Raw genomic sequence first — 15,305 nt, 5'->3', positions numbered from 1 at the left:
AAAGGCTACGCCTGTTGTGACCCTCGATGCAGGCTGGGAGGGGTACTCGTCGTGTACGTCACATTCCCGGACGTGTTTCGGGACACGACCGGACGGGAAACACGCAAGGTTTGCCTGTATCCGGGTAGGCGTGATCGCCGCGGGAGTGCTCCCAACCACCGACCCTACGTCAGCGGCGTCAGCTTCGAGCTGACTCCAACCCCGGAAGAGTGACCCGGATCCGGCAACCGCGCGGGGATTCGGCCACGCCGATGCGTCCGCCGTGCAGGTCCACGGCCCAGCGCGCGATGGCCAGGCCCAGGCCGGTGCCCCCGTCGGAGCCGGGGCCCGAGGGCGCCGGGCCGCCGCGGTTGAACCGCTCGAAAACCCGGTAGCGCTCCGACTCCGGAATGCCGGGCCCCTCGTCCTGCACCTCCACCACCAGGCTCTCGGGGCCCTCGCCGCGCCGCGCGTGCACCGTGACCCGGCCGTGCCGGGGGCTGTGCTTGATCGCGTTGTCGATGAGATTGGCCACGACCTGGTGCAGCCGCTCGGCGTCCGCGTGCGCGGTCAGCTCCGGCGGCGAGACGTCGAGGTGGAGGTGGACGTCCGTACGGGTGTGGGTGCCGGAGCCGGCGACCCCCGACGGCCCCGACAGGGTGGAGGCGCCCCGGCTCATGTTGGCCTCCTTGAGCACCCCGGACAGGTACGGCCAGACCTCGAAGCGCCGGGCGTGCAGCGGCACCACCCCGTTGTCGAGGCGGGACAGGTCCAGCAGGTGCTCGACGAGGCGGCCGAGCCGCTCGGTCTGCTTCAGCGCCGTCCGCATCGTCTCCGGGTCCGGCTCGCTGACCCCGTCGACCACGTTCTCCAGGACGGCGCGGAGCGCGGCGATCGGGGTGCGCAGCTCGTGCGAGACGTTGGCCACCAGCTCCTTGCGGTGGGTGTCCACCGCCTCCAGGTCGGCCGCCATCCGGTTGAAGGCGGTCGCCAGGTCGCCGAACTCGTCGCGGCGCTCCGCCCGGACCCGGCGGCTGTAGTTGCCGTGCGCCATCGAGCGGGTGACGTCCGTCATCTCGTCGAGCGGGGCGGTCAGGCTGTTGGCCACGAACTGGGTGATCAGCAGCGAGGCGATGATCGAGAAGATCGTGATCACCCGCAGCTCGGTCGCCGAGTGCATCGCGACGAAGACCAGCAGCGTGGTGATGATCACCGAGACGCTGACCAGTGCCCCGAGCGCGGCCTTGACCGAGCGGTAGGGGTCGAGCGGGCGCAGGCCCTCCCAGACCCGCCGCCCCAGCTCGCGTACCGGCGTGTGCCACCACCGCCGCGTCATGCGGCCGGGGTCTCCAGGGCGTAGCCGACGCCGTGGACCGTACGGATGCGCTCGGCGCCGATCTTGCGGCGCAGGGCCTTGATGTGGCTGTCGACCGTACGGGTCCCGGAGGCGTCCGCCCAGTCCCACACCTCGGCCAGCAGCTGCTCACGGGAGAGCACCGCGCGCGGGGTGTTCGCCAGGCAGACCAGCAGGTCGAACTCGGTGGGCGTCAGGTGGACGTCCGAGCCGCGCACCCGCACCCGGCGCTGGGCGTGGTCGATCTCCAGCTCGCCCAGCCGCAGGATGCCGCTGCGCGGGGTGTGTGCGGCCAGCGCGGCGCGCTCGACCCGGCGCAGCAGGACGTGTACCCGGGCGGCCAGCTCCCGCATGGAGAACGGCTTGGTCATGTAGTCGTCGGCGCCGACGCCGAGGCCGACGAGCATGTCGGTCTCGTCGTCCCGTGCGGTGAGCATCATCACCGGCACCGGGCGCTGGGCCTGGACCCGGCGGCACACCTCCAGGCCGTCGAAGCCCGGCAGCATCACGTCGAGGACCAGCAGGTCCGGCTGCCATGCCTCCGCGGTCTCCACCGCGGCCGGCCCGTCGGTCGCCGTCTGCACCTGGAAGCCCTCGGCGCGCAGCCGGGCCGCGATGGCGTCGACGATCGTCGGGTCGTCCTCCACGACCAGTACCCGGCGCTGGGCGCCCGGCGTGGCGGCGGCGCCGCCCTGCGTTGTCTGAGTCTGGTCCATCGCCCGCCCCTGCGTGGTCGCGTATTGCTGGGCAGCAGCGTACGGGCATGGCGCGAGTGTCGGCTACGCGCCCTTGCGCGCGAGATGGACCACGTCAGGGACGCCTCGGACAACGGGGATCTCTTCCGTATGTACCCCGTGGAAACCGGCATTTCGCAAGGCTTCCTCGAACGCCGGGGACGGCTGCGCGGACCAGACGGCGAGCACGCCGCCGGGTGTCAGGCGGTCGCGGCAGGCGGCGAGTCCGGCGGGGGAGTAGAGGCTGTCGTTGTCCTCGGTGACGGTCCAGTCGGGGCCGTTGTCGATGTCCAGGCACAGGGCGTCGTAGGTGTCCTGGGTGTTTTCCGGCCGCAGGTGGGCGACCAGGTCGGTGTGCAGGATCTCGCTGCGCGGATCGGCCAGCGCGGCCGCCGAGACGGCCGAGAGCGGGCCCCTGCGGTGCCAGTCGATGACCGCCTCCTCGCGCTCGACGACGACGATCCGGCCCCAGCGCGGCCGGGCGGCGGCGCGGGCCAGGGAGAACCCGACGCCGAGGCCGCCGATCAGCACGGAGGGCCGGTCCCGCTCGGCCGGCAGCGCGTCCAGCGCGGCGTCGATCAGCAGCCGCTCGGACCGGCCGTCGGAGGTGTCCATCAGGAAGCAGCCGTTGGCGATGATCTCGTAGATCACGGGTGCGGAGGGGGTGCCGGAGCCGTCAACTCCGGTCTTGGCGGGGGGTCCGCCCCGCCGGCGCAGCACCACCTCGCCGTACGGGCCCTCGCGGCGGTCGAGCGTGCGCGGGGCCTCGGGGAGGCCGGTCGTTTCCTGGGTCGGAGTCACGGGAGCCATGGCGCCCATGGTGGCCAATACGGGCCGTGCCGGTCCAACGGAATGCGACGGGGGGACCGGCCCCGGTTACGGACGTGAGGCTCCTCACCGGGGTTGCCTCATGTGAGGGATGTCACTCGCACAGCTTCCTCATGGGTTGAGCGTGCAGGCTGGTCCGGAACGTAGGGCGGGGCAGGGGAACCACGGCCGGGACATGGACGTGGCTGACCGGACGCGCCAGGGACGGAAGGGGCCTCGGACAAGTGAGCTGGCTGGGATCCGCCGGGAGAGCGCGGGCCGATCGCGCCCCCTCCGTCATACCGGGGCCGGACCGCGGCCCGGACGCGTCACCGGCCCTCGCGCCGGGCCTGCTGGCGGGCATCCCCCGCCAGCGCGTGCCCCGCACGGTCCGCGCGCGGGAGGCGGAGCCCGCCGCGGCGCCGGTGCCCCCGCGGCGGCGGGCCGGGCGGCTGCTGCCCACGCCCCTCGGCACCCCCTTCACCTTCGGCTACGCCCTGCTCCTCGTGGCCACCTCGCTCTTCGCCGAGTACGCCGACCCGGCGCTCGTCTCCGACCTGCTCCAGGGCTCCAGCACGGACGTCGCCCATCTCGCGCAGGCCCCGCTGCTGGTGCTGGTCGCCAGCGCGCTGTGGATCGCGGGCGGCATGACCTCCGCGTACGCCCTCGGCTTCCTCTTCGTCCTGACCGCGCTGGAGCGGCGGATCGGCCCACTGCGCACGGCCGCCGTCTTCTTCGGCGGACATGTGCTGGCCACCCTCGCCACCGAGGTGCCGGTCGCCTTCTCCGTCGCCGCCGGCCGGCTGCCGGAGAGCTCGCTGCACCGTCTCGACTACGGCATCAGCTTCGGCGTGATGACCAGCATCGGAGCCCTCGCCGGACTGCTGCCCGGCTGGCTGCGCTGGCCGCTGCTGGCCGGCGTCGGCTACCTGGCCGTGACCGATCTGCTCGCCTACGCCGACCCGATGACCGAATGGGGCCATCTGCTCTCGCTCGCCCTGGGCGTCGCGAGCTGGCCGCTGCTCCGCCGCTGGCGCACCGCCCTCGCCCGGCCCGCGCCGCTCCTGGGCGACCTGGGTCATCCGGCGCTGCGGGGCATGCGGACCTACTGAGCGTCCGGGAGCCGCCGGCCGGAGCGGACCGCCGAGCGGTAGGTGCCCGCGATGGCGTAGGCGCAGCCGCCCAGCAGCGCCACACCGGACAGCACCCCGCTGACGAACGGCACCCACGCCACGGCCGAGGTGCCCGCCATGCCCAGTCCCGTCACGCCCAGCGCGGTCAGCGCGACACCGGGAACGGCGATGCTGCGCTGCTTCCAGACCGCCATCAGCGCGACGAAGTGCAGACCGACGATCAGCGCGATCCAGGCCACGGCGGTCTCCGGCGGAGCGCCCGCGGCCCGCAGCGCGAGATTGCCGCCGACCAGCAGCACCGCCTCGGCCCCCACGACGAACGCGAACCGCCCCCGGAACCAGTCCGCACGGGCGGGCTCGGCGTCCTGAGCCTCGGGCCCGTCGAGCCGCCCGGCCCGCAGCGCGAGCGCCACCAGCCCGGCGAAGGTGAGCACCGCGAGCACCCGCAGGGCGAGGCCGATCGCGGGACTCAGCGGCTCGTGGGCGTTCGCGACCACGAAGACCGTCCCGAAGAATGCGCCGATGAAAACCCCCGACATCCGCTGCAACATGCCGTGAAGGTAGCAGTCCTGACGCGGTGTGAGGACGTGTTCGAAGAGCTCCCGGCGCGGCCCCGCCGGACCCGGCCGCGCCGCTATCCGAGCCACATCAGCATGCCGTCCCCCTCGTCCGCCGCCGCGCGGAAGAACGGCCGCAGCAGCTCGTAGTGCTCGCTCACGAAGTCCAGGGGCATGCCCCGCTCCCAGACGATCGCCGGGTAGACCTCCGCCGCGGCCAGATCCCCGGGACCGACCCCGGCCGTCAGGCGCTCGCCCGATATCTCCGCCAGGGCCCCGGCGGCGGTCCGCACCCGCTCGGGGGTGAGGTAGCGGGGCGGGCCGTAGCCCCAGTCGTCGGCGCCGGGTACGGGCTCCTCGCCGTGGACGATGTCCACCGGGAAGGCCGCCCGGCGCAGCAGGAACCCGAGGGCGTCCCAGGCTGTGTCGACATCCAGGCAGCGCGCCGGCGCGGGCCGCGGACACTCCTGGGCCTCCGCCTCCATCCGCCCGCCGACCAGCTCCAGCGCCCACTCGGGATCGTCCAGGGCGCGGTGGAGTTCGGCGGGGGTGACGCGTGCATACGCTCCGATCATGCTCATGGTTCCGAGGCTAGGGGCGACCACTGACAACGCCGGTCGGCGAACGGGCCGTTGGCCGCTCGCGGCGCACGCACCCGGAGAACGCGGCGCCCCGCCGGCACCTGGGAGAATGGCGGTTCCTTCCGCCCGCGGGCCCCGCGGGCGCCCGCCGGCCCCAGGAGTGCGCGCACCGTGTCCCCAGACCACCAGGAAGCCGCTTCGGACACCGCCGCTCTCGGCCTGCGGTCCGACTGCGGCAGTTGCTTCGGGCTCTGCTGTGTCGCGCTGCCGTTCGCGGCCTCCGCGGACTTCGCGATCGACAAGGACGCCGGCCGCCCCTGCCCGAACCTGCAAACGGACTTCCGCTGCGGCATCCACGCCGAGCTGCGCCCGCGCGGCTTCTCCGGCTGCACCGTCTTCGACTGCTTCGGCGCCGGCCAGAAGGTCTCCCAGGTCACCTTCGGCGGGCAGGACTGGCGAGGGGCCCCGGGGACCGCCCGGCAGATGTTCGAGGTCTTCCCCGTCATGCGGCAGCTGCACGAACTCCTGTGGTACCTGGCCGAGGCGCTGGCCCGGCCGGCCGCCCGCCCGGTGCACGCCGGTCTGCGGGCCGCGCTGGAGAAGACCGAGGCCCTCACCCGCGGCGGTGCCGAGGAGCTCACGGCCCTCGACGTGCCGGCCCACCGGAGCGAGGTCAACGCCCTGCTGCTGCGCGCCAGCGAGCTCGTACGGGCCGAGGTCCCGGGCCGCAAGAAGGACCGGCGCGGCGCCGATCTCCTGGGGGCCCGCCTCAAGGGCGCCCGCCTGAGGGGCGCGAGCCTCCGCGGGGCCTGCCTCGTCGCGGCCGACCTCACCGGCGCCGATCTGCGCACGGCGGACCTGATCGGTGCCGACCTGCGGGACGCGGACCTCTCCGGCGCCGACCTCACCGGCGCCCTCTTCCTCACCCGGGCGCAGCTCGACGCGGCCCGGGGCGACGCGGCGACCCGGCTGCCGGCGGCCCTGTCCCGCCCCGCCCACTGGCAGCCCGGGTGATCGCTCACAGCGAACGGCTCCGGGGGAACATCTCCCACCCCGGCCGCATTGAGTGAGTACAGCTCAACTTGTTTGCCGAAGGGGAGATCATGGCTTCGACGTCCACATCGCTCACTCTGCCCGTGCTGCCCCTCGATGACGAGGTCGTGCTCCCCGGCATGGTGGTGCCCCTGGACCTGTCCGACCCGGACGTCCGGGCGGCGGTGGAGGCCGCGCAGGCCGCCGCCACGCCGGGCAACAAGCCGCGGGTGCTGCTCGTTCCCCGCGTCGACGGGACCTACGCCGGCATCGGCACCCTCGGGCGGATCGAGCAGGTCGGGCGGCTGTCCGACGGCGACCCCGGGGCGCTGATCCGGGGCCTGGGCCGGGTGCGGATCGGCTCCGGCACGACCGGGCCCGGTGCCGCGCTCTGGGTGGAGGGCACGACCGTCGAGGAGACGGTCCCCGACCCCCTGCCCCGCGCGGTGGCCGAACTCGTCACCGAGTACAAGGCGCTGGCCACCAGCTGGCTGCGCAAGCGCGGCGCCTGGCAGGTCGTCGACCGCGTCCAGCAGATCGAGGACGTCCCGACGCTGGCCGACAACTCCGGCTACTCGCCGTTCCTGACCACCGAACAGAAGGTCCGGCTGCTGGAGACCACCGATCCGGTCGCCCGCCTGAAGTACGCCACCGAGACGCTGCGCGAGCACCTGGCCGAGCAGGACGTCGCCGAATCCATCGCCAAGGACGTCCAGGAGGGCGTCGACAAGCAGCAGCGGGAGTTCCTGCTGCGCCGGCAGCTGGAGGCGGTCCGCAAGGAACTCGCCGGGCTGAACGGCGACCCCGAGGACGAGGGCGACGACTACCGCGCCCGGGTGGAGGCCGCCGACCTGCCCGAGGACGTCCGCAAGGCCGCCCTCAAGGAGGTCGACAAGCTGGAGCGGTCCAGCGACCAGAGCCCCGAGGGCTCCTGGATCCGCACCTGGCTCGACACCGTCCTGGAGCTGCCCTGGAACGAACGCACCGAGGACGCCTACGACATCGCGGGCGCCAAGGAGATCCTCGACGCCGACCACGCGGGCCTGGAGGACGTCAAGGAGCGGATCACCGAGTACCTGGCCGTCCGCAAGCGCCGGGCCGAGCGCGGCCTCGGGCTGATCGGCGGCCGCCGCGGCGGCGCGGTGCTGGCGCTGGTCGGCCCGCCCGGCGTCGGCAAGACCTCGCTCGGGGAGTCCGTCGCCCGCGCCATGGGCCGGAAGTTCGTCCGGGTCGCGCTCGGCGGCGTCCGGGACGAGGCGGAGATCCGCGGCCACCGGCGCACCTACGTCGGCGCGCTGCCCGGCCGGATCGTCCGCGCGATCAAGGAGGCCGGGTCGATGAACCCGGTGGTGCTGCTCGACGAGATCGACAAGGTGGGCTCCGACTTCCGCGGCGACCCCGCCGCCGCCCTCCTGGAGGTCCTCGACCCGGCGCAGAACCACACTTTCCGCGACCACTACCTGGAGGTCGAACTCGACCTCAGCGACGTGGTCTTCCTGGCCACGGCCAACGTCCTCGAAGCCATCCCCGAGCCGCTGCTCGACCGGATGGAGCTGGTCCGCCTGGACGGCTACACCGAGGACGAGAAGGTCGTCATCGCCCGCGACCACCTGCTGCCGCGCCAGCTGGAGCGGGCCGGTCTGGAGAGCGGCGAGGTGACGCTGGAGGACGCCGCGCTGCGCAAGCTGGCGGGCGAGTACACCCGCGAGGCGGGCGTACGGAACCTGGAGCGCACGGTCGCCAGGCTGCTGCGCAAGGTCGCCGCCCAGCACGAACTGGGACAGCAGGAGCTGCCGTTCACGGTCGGCACGGACCAGCTGCGCCCGCTGATCGGGCGGCCGCACCACACCCCCGAGTCGGCGCAGGACCCGGCCGAGCGGCGCACCGCGGTGCCCGGTGTGGTCACCGGTCTCGCGGTCACCGGTGCCGGCGGCGACGTGCTCTACGTGGAGGCCTCGCTCGCCGATCCGGAGACCGGGGCGTCCGGGCTCCAGCTGACCGGCCAGCTCGGCGACGTGATGAAGGAGTCCGCGCACATCGCGCTGTCCTTCCTGCGCTCCCACGGCGCGGAACTGGAGCTCCCGGTCGCCGACCTGAAGGAGCGCGGGGTGCATCTGCACGTACCGGCGGGCGCCGTCCCCAAGGACGGGCCGAGCGCGGGCGTGACGATGACGACGGCGCTGGCCTCGCTGCTGTCGGGCCGGCAGGTCCGGCCGGACGTGGCGATGACCGGTGAGGTCTCGCTGACCGGGCGGGTGCTGCCGATCGGCGGCGTCAAGCAGAAGCTGCTGGCGGCGCACCGCGCCGGGATCACGACCGTGGTGATCCCCAAGCGCAACGAACCCGACCTGGACGAGGTGCCGGCCGAGATCCTCGAAACCCTTCAGGTGCACGCCGTGGCGGACGTCCGCCAGGTGCTGGAGCTGGCGCTGACCCCGGCCTCGAACGGGGCCGCCGCGCAGGTGCCGCTCGCGGCGTGAGGCAACGGCGGCCGGCCCGGCTCCCGCGGAGGGACCGGGCCGGCCGCCGCCGTGTGCGCGGGGGCGCGCTAGCCGTTGGCGAGGGCCCGGAGGCGGTCCAGCGCGCCGTTGAAGCGATTGTGGTCACCGACCGTCGGGCCGGACGAGGTGTACTGCCAGACGGTGTGGAAGCCCCAGCCGGCCGGGAGTTCGCCGACCGAGGAGCCGTAGCGCGGTATCCACAGGGGGTTGACGGCGCCGAAGGCGGTGGAGTTGCCGGTGCACTGCTTCCACCAGCCGGTGGAGGTGTAGATGACGGCGTCCCGGCCGGTGCGCGCCTTGTAGGTGGCGAACCAGTCCTTCATCCAGTTGACCAGGCCGGCCGCGCTCAGCCCGTAACAGGTGGCGCCGTAGGGGTTGTACTCCATGTCGAGCGCGCCGGGCAGCGTCTTGCCGTCCCGGGACCAGCCGCCGCCGTGCTGGACGAAGTAGGTGGCCTGGGCGGCGCCGCTGGAGGTGTCCGGGGTGGCGAAGTGGTACGCGCCCCGGATCATGCCGGCGTTGTAGGAGCCGTTGTACTGCTGCGCGAAGGAGGGGTTGGTGTAGCTGGTGGACTCGGTCGCCTTCACGTAGGCGAAGCGGACACCGCTGTTCCAGAGGGTCGACCAGGCGACGCTGCCGTTGTGGCTGCTGACGTCCACGCCCTCGACGGACGCCGCGAGGGACGGTGCGGCCGGCGGGAGCCCGGCCGCGGTGCCCTCGTGCCGGGCGATCTGGGAACCGGCCCAGTCCTGGCCGGGGTGGCTGGGTTCGGGTGCGTGCCGGGTGGCCGCGGCGCCGGCGGCGCCCGGCAGCCCGAGCAGGAGGGAGAGGACCGCGAGGAGGACCCCGGCCACGGCCGCGAGGGACCGTGCGGGTCGGTGGGGGGAGCCGGATCTGAGCACGGACATACGTGCCTCCGAAGATCTCGGTGGATCACCTGAGGGGGGAGGAGTGACGGCATGGCGCGGGCGTGCGGAGGCGGCGGTGCGACGTGCGAGGCGCGCGGCGGGACCGCGGACACCGGAGGCCATTTGGTATGGCCATGCCAGAAATGACGATACGCGCGTAGAACGAGGGGGCAGAAGAGGGGCCGAGGGCTGCCGTTGGTCTAATCCTGCGAAATACTGGCCGAGCTGCGGCTTCGGCCGCCGAGGGCGGAAACTTTCAGGTGAGGGAAAGCGGGCATGGGCGCTGACGTGCACAACACCGGAGCCGGCGGGACGACGGCGGACGGCGAACCGATGGGTGTGGACCACGTATTTCTGGCGCTGGAACGCGAATTGGCGGTGTTTCTCCGCCGGGCCCGCGCCTCGTCGGGCGAACTGGCCCGAGAGGTGCATCCCGACCTGGAGCCCTCCGCGTACGGCCTGCTCGTCCGGCTGGCCGACGCCGGCACCCAGCGGGCCACCGACCTGGCCGGCTTCTTCGGCGTCGGGAAGGCCACGATGAGCCGCCAGTTGCACGCCCTGGAGAAGCTCGGACTCATCGCCCGTGAGCCGGACCCGGCCGACGGCCGCGCCGTCCTGGTGCGCCTGACCGACGAGGGCGGCGACCGCTTCACCCGCGTCCGCACCGGCCGCCGCGCCCAGTACGCCCGCCGCCTCGCCTCCTGGGACCGCGCGGAGGTCGCCGAACTGGCCCGTCTCCTGCACCGGCTGAACGCGGAGCAGGAGAGCGACGAGGCATAGGGGCGCGTTTTCGTCCCCGGGGGTGTCCGGCGCCGCCGTCCGCCCCCGGACCCGCGCGGCGGCCGTGGCGTTCCCCCGCGCCGGCGGAAATTCCGCCGTCCGCCCGTGATTGTCACGGCACCACAAAAATCACGGCGCCACGAAAATCACCGCCGCGTCGTCCCGCGCCTTGCCGCGCGGGTACGCCGTGCCCCGCGGGTCCGCCGCCTCCGCCGCCCTGACCTTGTCGATCAGCGACTGCGGGCCGTGCCCGGTCACCTGGGCCACGCAGTCGGCCCAGGAGCCCTCCCGGAAGACCTCCGTCCAGCGGCTCGCACCGTCGCTGAGCGCGGTCAGCGAGCGCAGTCCGGCGCGCGGCACGCTGCCGGACACCGCACGCGCGGCCACCGTCGGATCGGCCGCCGCGGTGAAGAAGCCGCCCTCCGCGTTGCGCAGCGCCTCGACCGCGCGGACGTACTTCCGGGCCGCCGCGGCCCGTTCCGCCGAGCCGCGCGGCAGGGCCCGCACGGCGGCGCGCCGGTCGCGGACCGCGGACGGCAGTTCGTCCAGCCGCCGGTCGAGCACCGGGTGCACCGAGCCGTCCGCCAGCTCCAGCAGCAGCACCGAGTCGGACAGGACGAGGTACTCGACGGTGGCCCCGGACCACCGTGCGGCGACGACGGTTGCCTGCGGAGTGCGGGGGTGAGAAAGGTCACACGTGGCCCGATGGATATCGGCCGTCCTGGAGATGGCTGCCGAGAGAAGCTCAGCGAGCGTCATATCCCGGTGTGAAACCGACAGTTCGAGCATTGCGCCACCGAGCCGCGCGGTGAACCACGGCACGGTGTGGACGCAGCCGTAGTCCTCCTCGGGCGGCGTCACGCCGTCCAGCAGGACGAAGGCTCCGCCGTCGCCGGAGGCGGGCAGGGCTACCGATGCGTAGTCCTCGTTTGGGTGTTGGGCGTCGCCCGGCTCGGTGGCGAGTTCGATGCGCATGGCGGCAAGTCTGCCGGAGGCTCCGGTTCCGCCCCCGGCCACCGGGGCGCGCGGCGGTACCGGAGCGCGGCGGGGGCAAGGGCGTACCGGAGGTAAGGACCGCGGACCCGGCGGCGTGCGGGCGCGCATCCTTCCAGGAGCGGCACGCATCTCCAAACCCGTTCCCGGGCGGGGCGCGGTGGCGGCCGAAAACCTTGGCGCACGGAAGTTGATGGTCAAACTCCGATTGATGTTCACTCCTTCAGGTGGCCGGGCATGTGTTGCCGAGCCACTGCGCGGCGCCGGTGGAAGGGTCGTTGCCCGGTCAAGGGGCGGGGCCAGGACGTTCGTCGCGACGCGCAGAGCCGGGCTGTTTCCCCTCGCGGAAGTGTGTGCTGCTGCGTTCTTCGCGCAGGTCCGCCCCCGTGAGCGGAGAGCGAGCCGGGTCCGCGACGCCATATGGCGTGGACAGGCGAGACAGGAATGCGAGCAGCGGTGCGGAAGATGCGGCTTCGAGGCGGCGCAAGGAAGCCGGGTTCACCGGCCGGTTCGGTCTCGGGACCGAGCACGGGCTCGGGTCCTGGTGAGGGTCCGGGCGAAACGGAGGGCGGTGCGGGACGGCGTCCCGCGCGTGTGCGCAACCGGCTCGTCGGGGCGGTCGCCGTGGTGGCCGCCGCCGTGCTCGGCGCCGGCGCCCCCGGGCTGTCGGCCACCGCCGACCACGCCACCCACAGCCAGCAACTGGTCGACCTCGCCCAGGTCAACGCGCACGCCGTCGCGCTGGCGCACTCCCTGGCCGACGAACGCGACGGGATGACCGCCTACGCCGCCAAGGGGCGCGGCGGCAGCCGTACGGCCCAGGGGCTGGGCAACACCACGGCCAACACCACGGCCAACGCCGCCGGCAGCGCCGCGACGGACGCCACCGCCTCCCGCGAGCAGCGCGCCCGGGTGGACCGGCAGATCGGCGAGCTGCGCTCCGCGGCCCAGGGCACCGCCGACGACACCGCGGTCTACAAGACCGCCGCGAAATTCCTGGCCGCCCTGCCGCAAACCCGTCAAAAGGCGCTGTCCGGGGCCGGATCGGCCGAGCAGGTCTACAACGCCTACACCCAGGCGATCCAGGCACTCGGTGCGATCAGCGACGACATCGCCCGCGGCCTGCCCGCCCGCGCGGACTCCGCCGCCGCCGACACCCGCGCGCTGCCCGCCCTCGGCCGGGCCGCCGAACAGGCCGCCGGCACCCGCGCCCTGCTGCTCGCCGCGCTCGGCGCGGGCGGCAGCCAGCCCCGGCTCGCGACCCTCGCCCAGGTCGCGCACCTGCGCGAACAGGGCGCGCTGGGCGACTTCCAGCAGACCGCGAGCCAGAGCGCCCGGGACCGCTACGTCCGCACCGTCAACGGCGCCGACGTCAACACCGCCGAGCGCTACCTGGCCCGGCTGACCGACCAGCCCCGCCTGGACGCCACCGACCTGCGGCTCAACCGCCAGCGGGTCCAGGAGACGCTGACCAGCCGCATCGGCCTGATGCGCGGCGTCGAATCCGCCATGGCCACCGGCGACATCCAGCACCTGGGCGTCCTGCGCGACGACGACGTCACCGAGCTGGAGATCCGTATCGGCCTGGAAGGGCTGTGCCTGCTGCTGGCCGTCGGCGCCGGCATCTGGGCCGCCCGCTCGATGACCCAGCCGCTCGCCGCGCTGCGGATCGGCGCCAAGCGCCTGGCCGCCGACCCGGCGCACGAGGAGCCCATCGGCTACAAGGGCCGCAACGACGAGTTCGCCACCGCCGTGCGGTCCGTCAACGCGCTGCACGCCCAGGTCGGCGAGCTGGCGCGGCGCACCTCCGAACTGGAGGGCGAGCGCAAGCGGCTGGTCGGCGGCCGGCAGCGGCTGGTCGCCGAGCGCGAGGTGCTCCAGGACCAGGGCGAGTCCCTCAGGGAGGAGATCGCCGAGCTCACCGAGCGGCTGGCGGCCCTGCAGTCCGGTGTGCACGGCCGGTTCGTCAACCTCTCGCTGCGCACCCTGGGCCTCGTGGAACGCCAGCTCGGCGTCATCGAGTCGCTGGAGGAGAGCGAGCAGGACCCGGAGCGGCTGGAGACCCTCTTCAAGCTGGACCACTTCGCCGCGCGGATGCGCCGCAACAGCGAGAACCTCCTCGTCCTGGCGGGCGCGGAGCAGTACAGCAACAACCACCAGGGGCCGGTGCCGCTGCTGGACGTGATGCGCGCCGCGATCAGCGAGATCGAGCGCTACGAGCGGGTGAGCATCCAGTCGCTGCCGCCGCACTCCCAGGTCGCCGGGTTCGCCGCGGACGACGTCAGCCACCTGGTCGCCGAACTCCTGGAGAACGCCACCGCCTTCTCCCCGCCGGACGCCCATGTCGAGCTCTCCGGCTGGCTGCTGGAGAGCGGCGAGGTCATGCTCTCCGTCCAGGACGAGGGCATAGGGATGACCTCGGAGCGGATGGCCGAGCTCAACGAGCGGCTGGCCGACGTCGAGGCCGCCTCGTCCTCCGAGACCGTCGACGAGGCCCTGGGCCTGGGCCTGTACGTGGTCGTGCGGCTGGCCGCCCGGCACGGCGTCCGGGTCCAGCTGCGGGATGCCAAGCAGGGCGGCGTCACCGCCGTCATCGTGCTGCCCGGCTCGATCCTGCCCACCCGCCCGGCCCCGGTGGCCTCCCCGGCGAGCAAGCCCCAGGACGTGGCGCACACCCCGACCCTGCCCGGCTCGGTCGCCGAGGCGAACTCCAACGCGCTGCCGACCCGGGGGGCGCGGCGGGACCCGGCGGCGGTGACCGGACCCACGGCCGCCGCCGCCCCGGCCCCGGCCGCGCCCACGCCCGCCGGGCAGCCCGACGGCCGGGCCGCCGCGCCGGGCCACGACGGCACCCCGGCAGCGGACCCCGCCGCCGACCCGTTCGTCGCCGCCGCGGAGCGCGCGATCGACGCGGCCGGTCTCGGCGCCCCGGCCGAACCGGCCTCCGCCGCGGAGCAGCCGGCCGGTCCCACCACCCACGCGGCGTCCGAACCGAGCCCGTACGGACCGCAGTCGCCCGGCCCCTACGCCGCCGCCACCGGCGGCGCCGGCGAGCCCCCGCGGCCCGCGGACGCCGGAGCGCCCTCCGGGGCGGGCACCATCCCCACGGACGCGGCCGACGGCGCGTCCCCGGCCGAAGCACCGGCCGACCCACAGCCCGCCGCCACCCCGCCCGCGGGGGAGCGACGGACGACCTCCATGGGGCTGCCCAAGCGCACCCCGAAGGTCGTGGCGCAGAACCAGGCGCCGACCGCCCCGCGCAAGAGCGGAGCGGCCAACGCCGAGGCGCTGCGGCGCCGGCTCGGCGGATTTCAGGCGGGAGCGCGAAGCGGTCGGCGTGACGTCGAGGCCGAGATCGCGGAACGTACAGCGGAGCTGACCACCCCACAGACGGACACCGACGGAGCGGGGGCCCCGGGAGAGAGCCACGTTGTCGAGGAGGCACGCGATTGAAGGCGCAAGCACCCACTGCTTACGGACAAGGTCTGAGCAGTCAGGCAAGGAATCTGCATTGGCTGCTGACCAATCTGGTCGACGAGGTACCGGGAATCCACTCGGTCGCGGTGGTCTCCTCCGACGGCCTGCTGCTGCTGTCGTCCGACCCCGGACGGGCGGAGGCGGCGGCCAGGCCGGGCGAGGGTGACGGGCCGCGGGGATCCAGCGCGGACCTGGCCACCATCGTGTCCGGGCTGGGCAGCCTCACCCAGGGGGCCGCGAAGCTGATAGACGCCGGGGCGGTCAAGCAGACGATGGTCACGATGGACGAGGGCAGCCTGTTCGTCATGTCGATCAGCGACGGCTCGCTGCTCGGGGTGCATACCACCCCGGACTGCGACATGAGCGTCATCGCCTACCACATGGCGCTGTTCGTCGGCCGGGCCGGACATGTCCTCACCCCCGAACTCCGCACCGAATTGCGCAAGTCGATGGAGAACGCCCAGTGAGC

The 15,305-nt window shown here is 73.7% G+C and carries 13 protein-coding genes; 6 read left to right on the top strand and 7 right to left on the bottom strand.

What is annotated here, in order from left to right; translation table 11 throughout:
- Positions 1 to 178: 178 nt before the first annotated feature.
- The 3 genes from K7396_RS11930 to K7396_RS11920 form a co-directional block, all read right to left on the bottom strand.
- Positions 179 to 1,315: a sensor histidine kinase gene (locus tag K7396_RS11930; RefSeq protein WP_086718596.1), complete on the bottom strand. Its 1,137-nt coding sequence runs from the start codon at positions 1,313 to 1,315 to the stop codon at positions 179 to 181.
- Positions 1,312 to 2,049 (bottom strand): response regulator transcription factor, encoded by a 738-nt coding sequence (locus K7396_RS11925; protein WP_086718595.1) that lies wholly within the window; start codon positions 2,047 to 2,049, stop codon positions 1,312 to 1,314. The genes K7396_RS11930 and K7396_RS11925 overlap by 4 nt, the downstream gene beginning before the upstream one ends.
- Before the next feature lie 63 nt (positions 2,050 to 2,112).
- Positions 2,113 to 2,877, bottom strand: coding sequence for a spermidine synthase family protein (locus K7396_RS11920; protein ID WP_086718594.1), 765 nt, complete (start codon positions 2,875 to 2,877; stop codon positions 2,113 to 2,115).
- Between the two features lie 242 nt (positions 2,878 to 3,119).
- Between K7396_RS11920 and K7396_RS11915 the strand changes: the two genes are divergently transcribed.
- Positions 3,120 to 3,986: a rhomboid-like protein gene (locus K7396_RS11915; protein WP_174886912.1), complete on the top strand. Its 867-nt coding sequence runs from the start codon at positions 3,120 to 3,122 to the stop codon at positions 3,984 to 3,986.
- Here K7396_RS11915 and K7396_RS11910 read toward each other — a convergent pair.
- Both K7396_RS11910 and K7396_RS11905 read right to left on the bottom strand, forming a co-directional pair.
- Complete coding sequence (locus K7396_RS11910; protein ID WP_086718593.1) at positions 3,980 to 4,558, bottom strand: hypothetical protein; 579 nt, start codon at positions 4,556 to 4,558, stop codon at positions 3,980 to 3,982. The genes K7396_RS11915 and K7396_RS11910 overlap by 7 nt on opposite strands.
- A gap of 83 nt (positions 4,559 to 4,641) precedes the next feature.
- On the bottom strand, positions 4,642 to 5,139 hold the full coding sequence (locus K7396_RS11905; protein ID WP_086718592.1) for a YfbM family protein: 498 nt from the start codon (positions 5,137 to 5,139) through the stop codon (positions 4,642 to 4,644).
- A gap of 177 nt (positions 5,140 to 5,316) precedes the next feature.
- Between K7396_RS11905 and K7396_RS11900 the strand changes: the two genes are divergently transcribed.
- Both K7396_RS11900 and lon read left to right on the top strand, forming a co-directional pair.
- Complete coding sequence (locus tag K7396_RS11900; protein WP_086718591.1) at positions 5,317 to 6,159, top strand: pentapeptide repeat-containing protein; 843 nt, start codon at positions 5,317 to 5,319, stop codon at positions 6,157 to 6,159.
- 89 nt (positions 6,160 to 6,248) lie between these two features.
- Complete coding sequence (gene lon / locus K7396_RS11895; protein WP_152104580.1) at positions 6,249 to 8,657, top strand: endopeptidase La; 2,409 nt, start codon at positions 6,249 to 6,251, stop codon at positions 8,655 to 8,657.
- 68 nt (positions 8,658 to 8,725) lie between these two features.
- Here lon and K7396_RS11890 read toward each other — a convergent pair whose 3' ends face one another.
- Positions 8,726 to 9,586, bottom strand: coding sequence for a lysozyme (locus K7396_RS11890; protein ID WP_086721275.1), 861 nt, complete (start codon positions 9,584 to 9,586; stop codon positions 8,726 to 8,728).
- A 276-nt stretch (positions 9,587 to 9,862) separates the two neighbouring features.
- Between K7396_RS11890 and K7396_RS11885 the strand changes: the two genes are divergently transcribed.
- Positions 9,863 to 10,366: a MarR family winged helix-turn-helix transcriptional regulator gene (locus K7396_RS11885; RefSeq protein ID WP_086721274.1), complete on the top strand. Its 504-nt coding sequence runs from the start codon at positions 9,863 to 9,865 to the stop codon at positions 10,364 to 10,366.
- A gap of 129 nt (positions 10,367 to 10,495) precedes the next feature.
- Here K7396_RS11885 and K7396_RS11880 read toward each other — a convergent pair whose 3' ends face one another.
- A complete protein-coding gene (locus K7396_RS11880) occupies positions 10,496 to 11,341 on the bottom strand; it encodes a hypothetical protein (RefSeq protein ID WP_086721273.1) in 846 nt (281 codons plus the stop codon).
- Positions 11,342 to 11,953: 612 nt separating this feature from the next.
- On the opposite strand from K7396_RS11880, the gene K7396_RS11875 reads away from it, so the two are divergent.
- The gene (locus tag K7396_RS11875) at positions 11,954 to 14,812 is read left to right on the top strand and encodes a nitrate- and nitrite sensing domain-containing protein (protein WP_152104581.1); all 2,859 of its coding nucleotides are present in this window, start codon (positions 11,954 to 11,956) and stop codon (positions 14,810 to 14,812) included.
- Positions 14,809 to 15,303, top strand: coding sequence for a roadblock/LC7 domain-containing protein (locus K7396_RS11870; protein ID WP_086720134.1), 495 nt, complete (start codon positions 14,809 to 14,811; stop codon positions 15,301 to 15,303). Before K7396_RS11875 ends, K7396_RS11870 begins: the two co-directional genes overlap by 4 nt.
- Positions 15,304 to 15,305: the final 2 nt, after the last annotated feature.

It is taken from the genome of Streptomyces angustmyceticus, assembly GCF_019933235.1.
Lineage (GTDB): Bacteria > Actinomycetota > Actinomycetes > Streptomycetales > Streptomycetaceae > Streptomyces > Streptomyces angustmyceticus.
Note: the sequence above shows the minus strand (reverse complement) of the source record. Positions and strands in the feature narration are given on the sequence as shown.

What these genes read in the sequence shown, in the direction of transcription:
- K7396_RS11930 (WP_086718596.1), bottom strand. Translation starts at nt 1,315, where the DNA reads ATGACGCGGCGGTGGTGGCACACGCCGGTACGCGAGCTGGGGCGGCGG.
- K7396_RS11925 (WP_086718595.1), bottom strand. Translation starts at nt 2,049, where the DNA reads ATGGACCAGACTCAGACAACGCAGGGCGGCGCCGCCGCCACGCCGGGC.
- K7396_RS11920 (WP_086718594.1), bottom strand. Translation starts at nt 2,877, where the DNA reads ATGGCTCCCGTGACTCCGACCCAGGAAACGACCGGCCTCCCCGAGGCC.
- K7396_RS11910 (WP_086718593.1), bottom strand. Translation starts at nt 4,558, where the DNA reads ATGTTGCAGCGGATGTCGGGGGTTTTCATCGGCGCATTCTTCGGGACG.
- K7396_RS11905 (WP_086718592.1), bottom strand. Translation starts at nt 5,139, where the DNA reads ATGATCGGAGCGTATGCACGCGTCACCCCCGCCGAACTCCACCGCGCC.
- lon (WP_152104580.1), top strand. Translation starts at nt 6,249, where the DNA reads ATGGCTTCGACGTCCACATCGCTCACTCTGCCCGTGCTGCCCCTCGAT.
- K7396_RS11890 (WP_086721275.1), bottom strand. Translation starts at nt 9,586, where the DNA reads ATGTCCGTGCTCAGATCCGGCTCCCCCCACCGACCCGCACGGTCCCTC.
- K7396_RS11885 (WP_086721274.1), top strand. Translation starts at nt 9,863, where the DNA reads ATGGGCGCTGACGTGCACAACACCGGAGCCGGCGGGACGACGGCGGAC.
- K7396_RS11880 (WP_086721273.1), bottom strand. Translation starts at nt 11,341, where the DNA reads ATGCGCATCGAACTCGCCACCGAGCCGGGCGACGCCCAACACCCAAAC.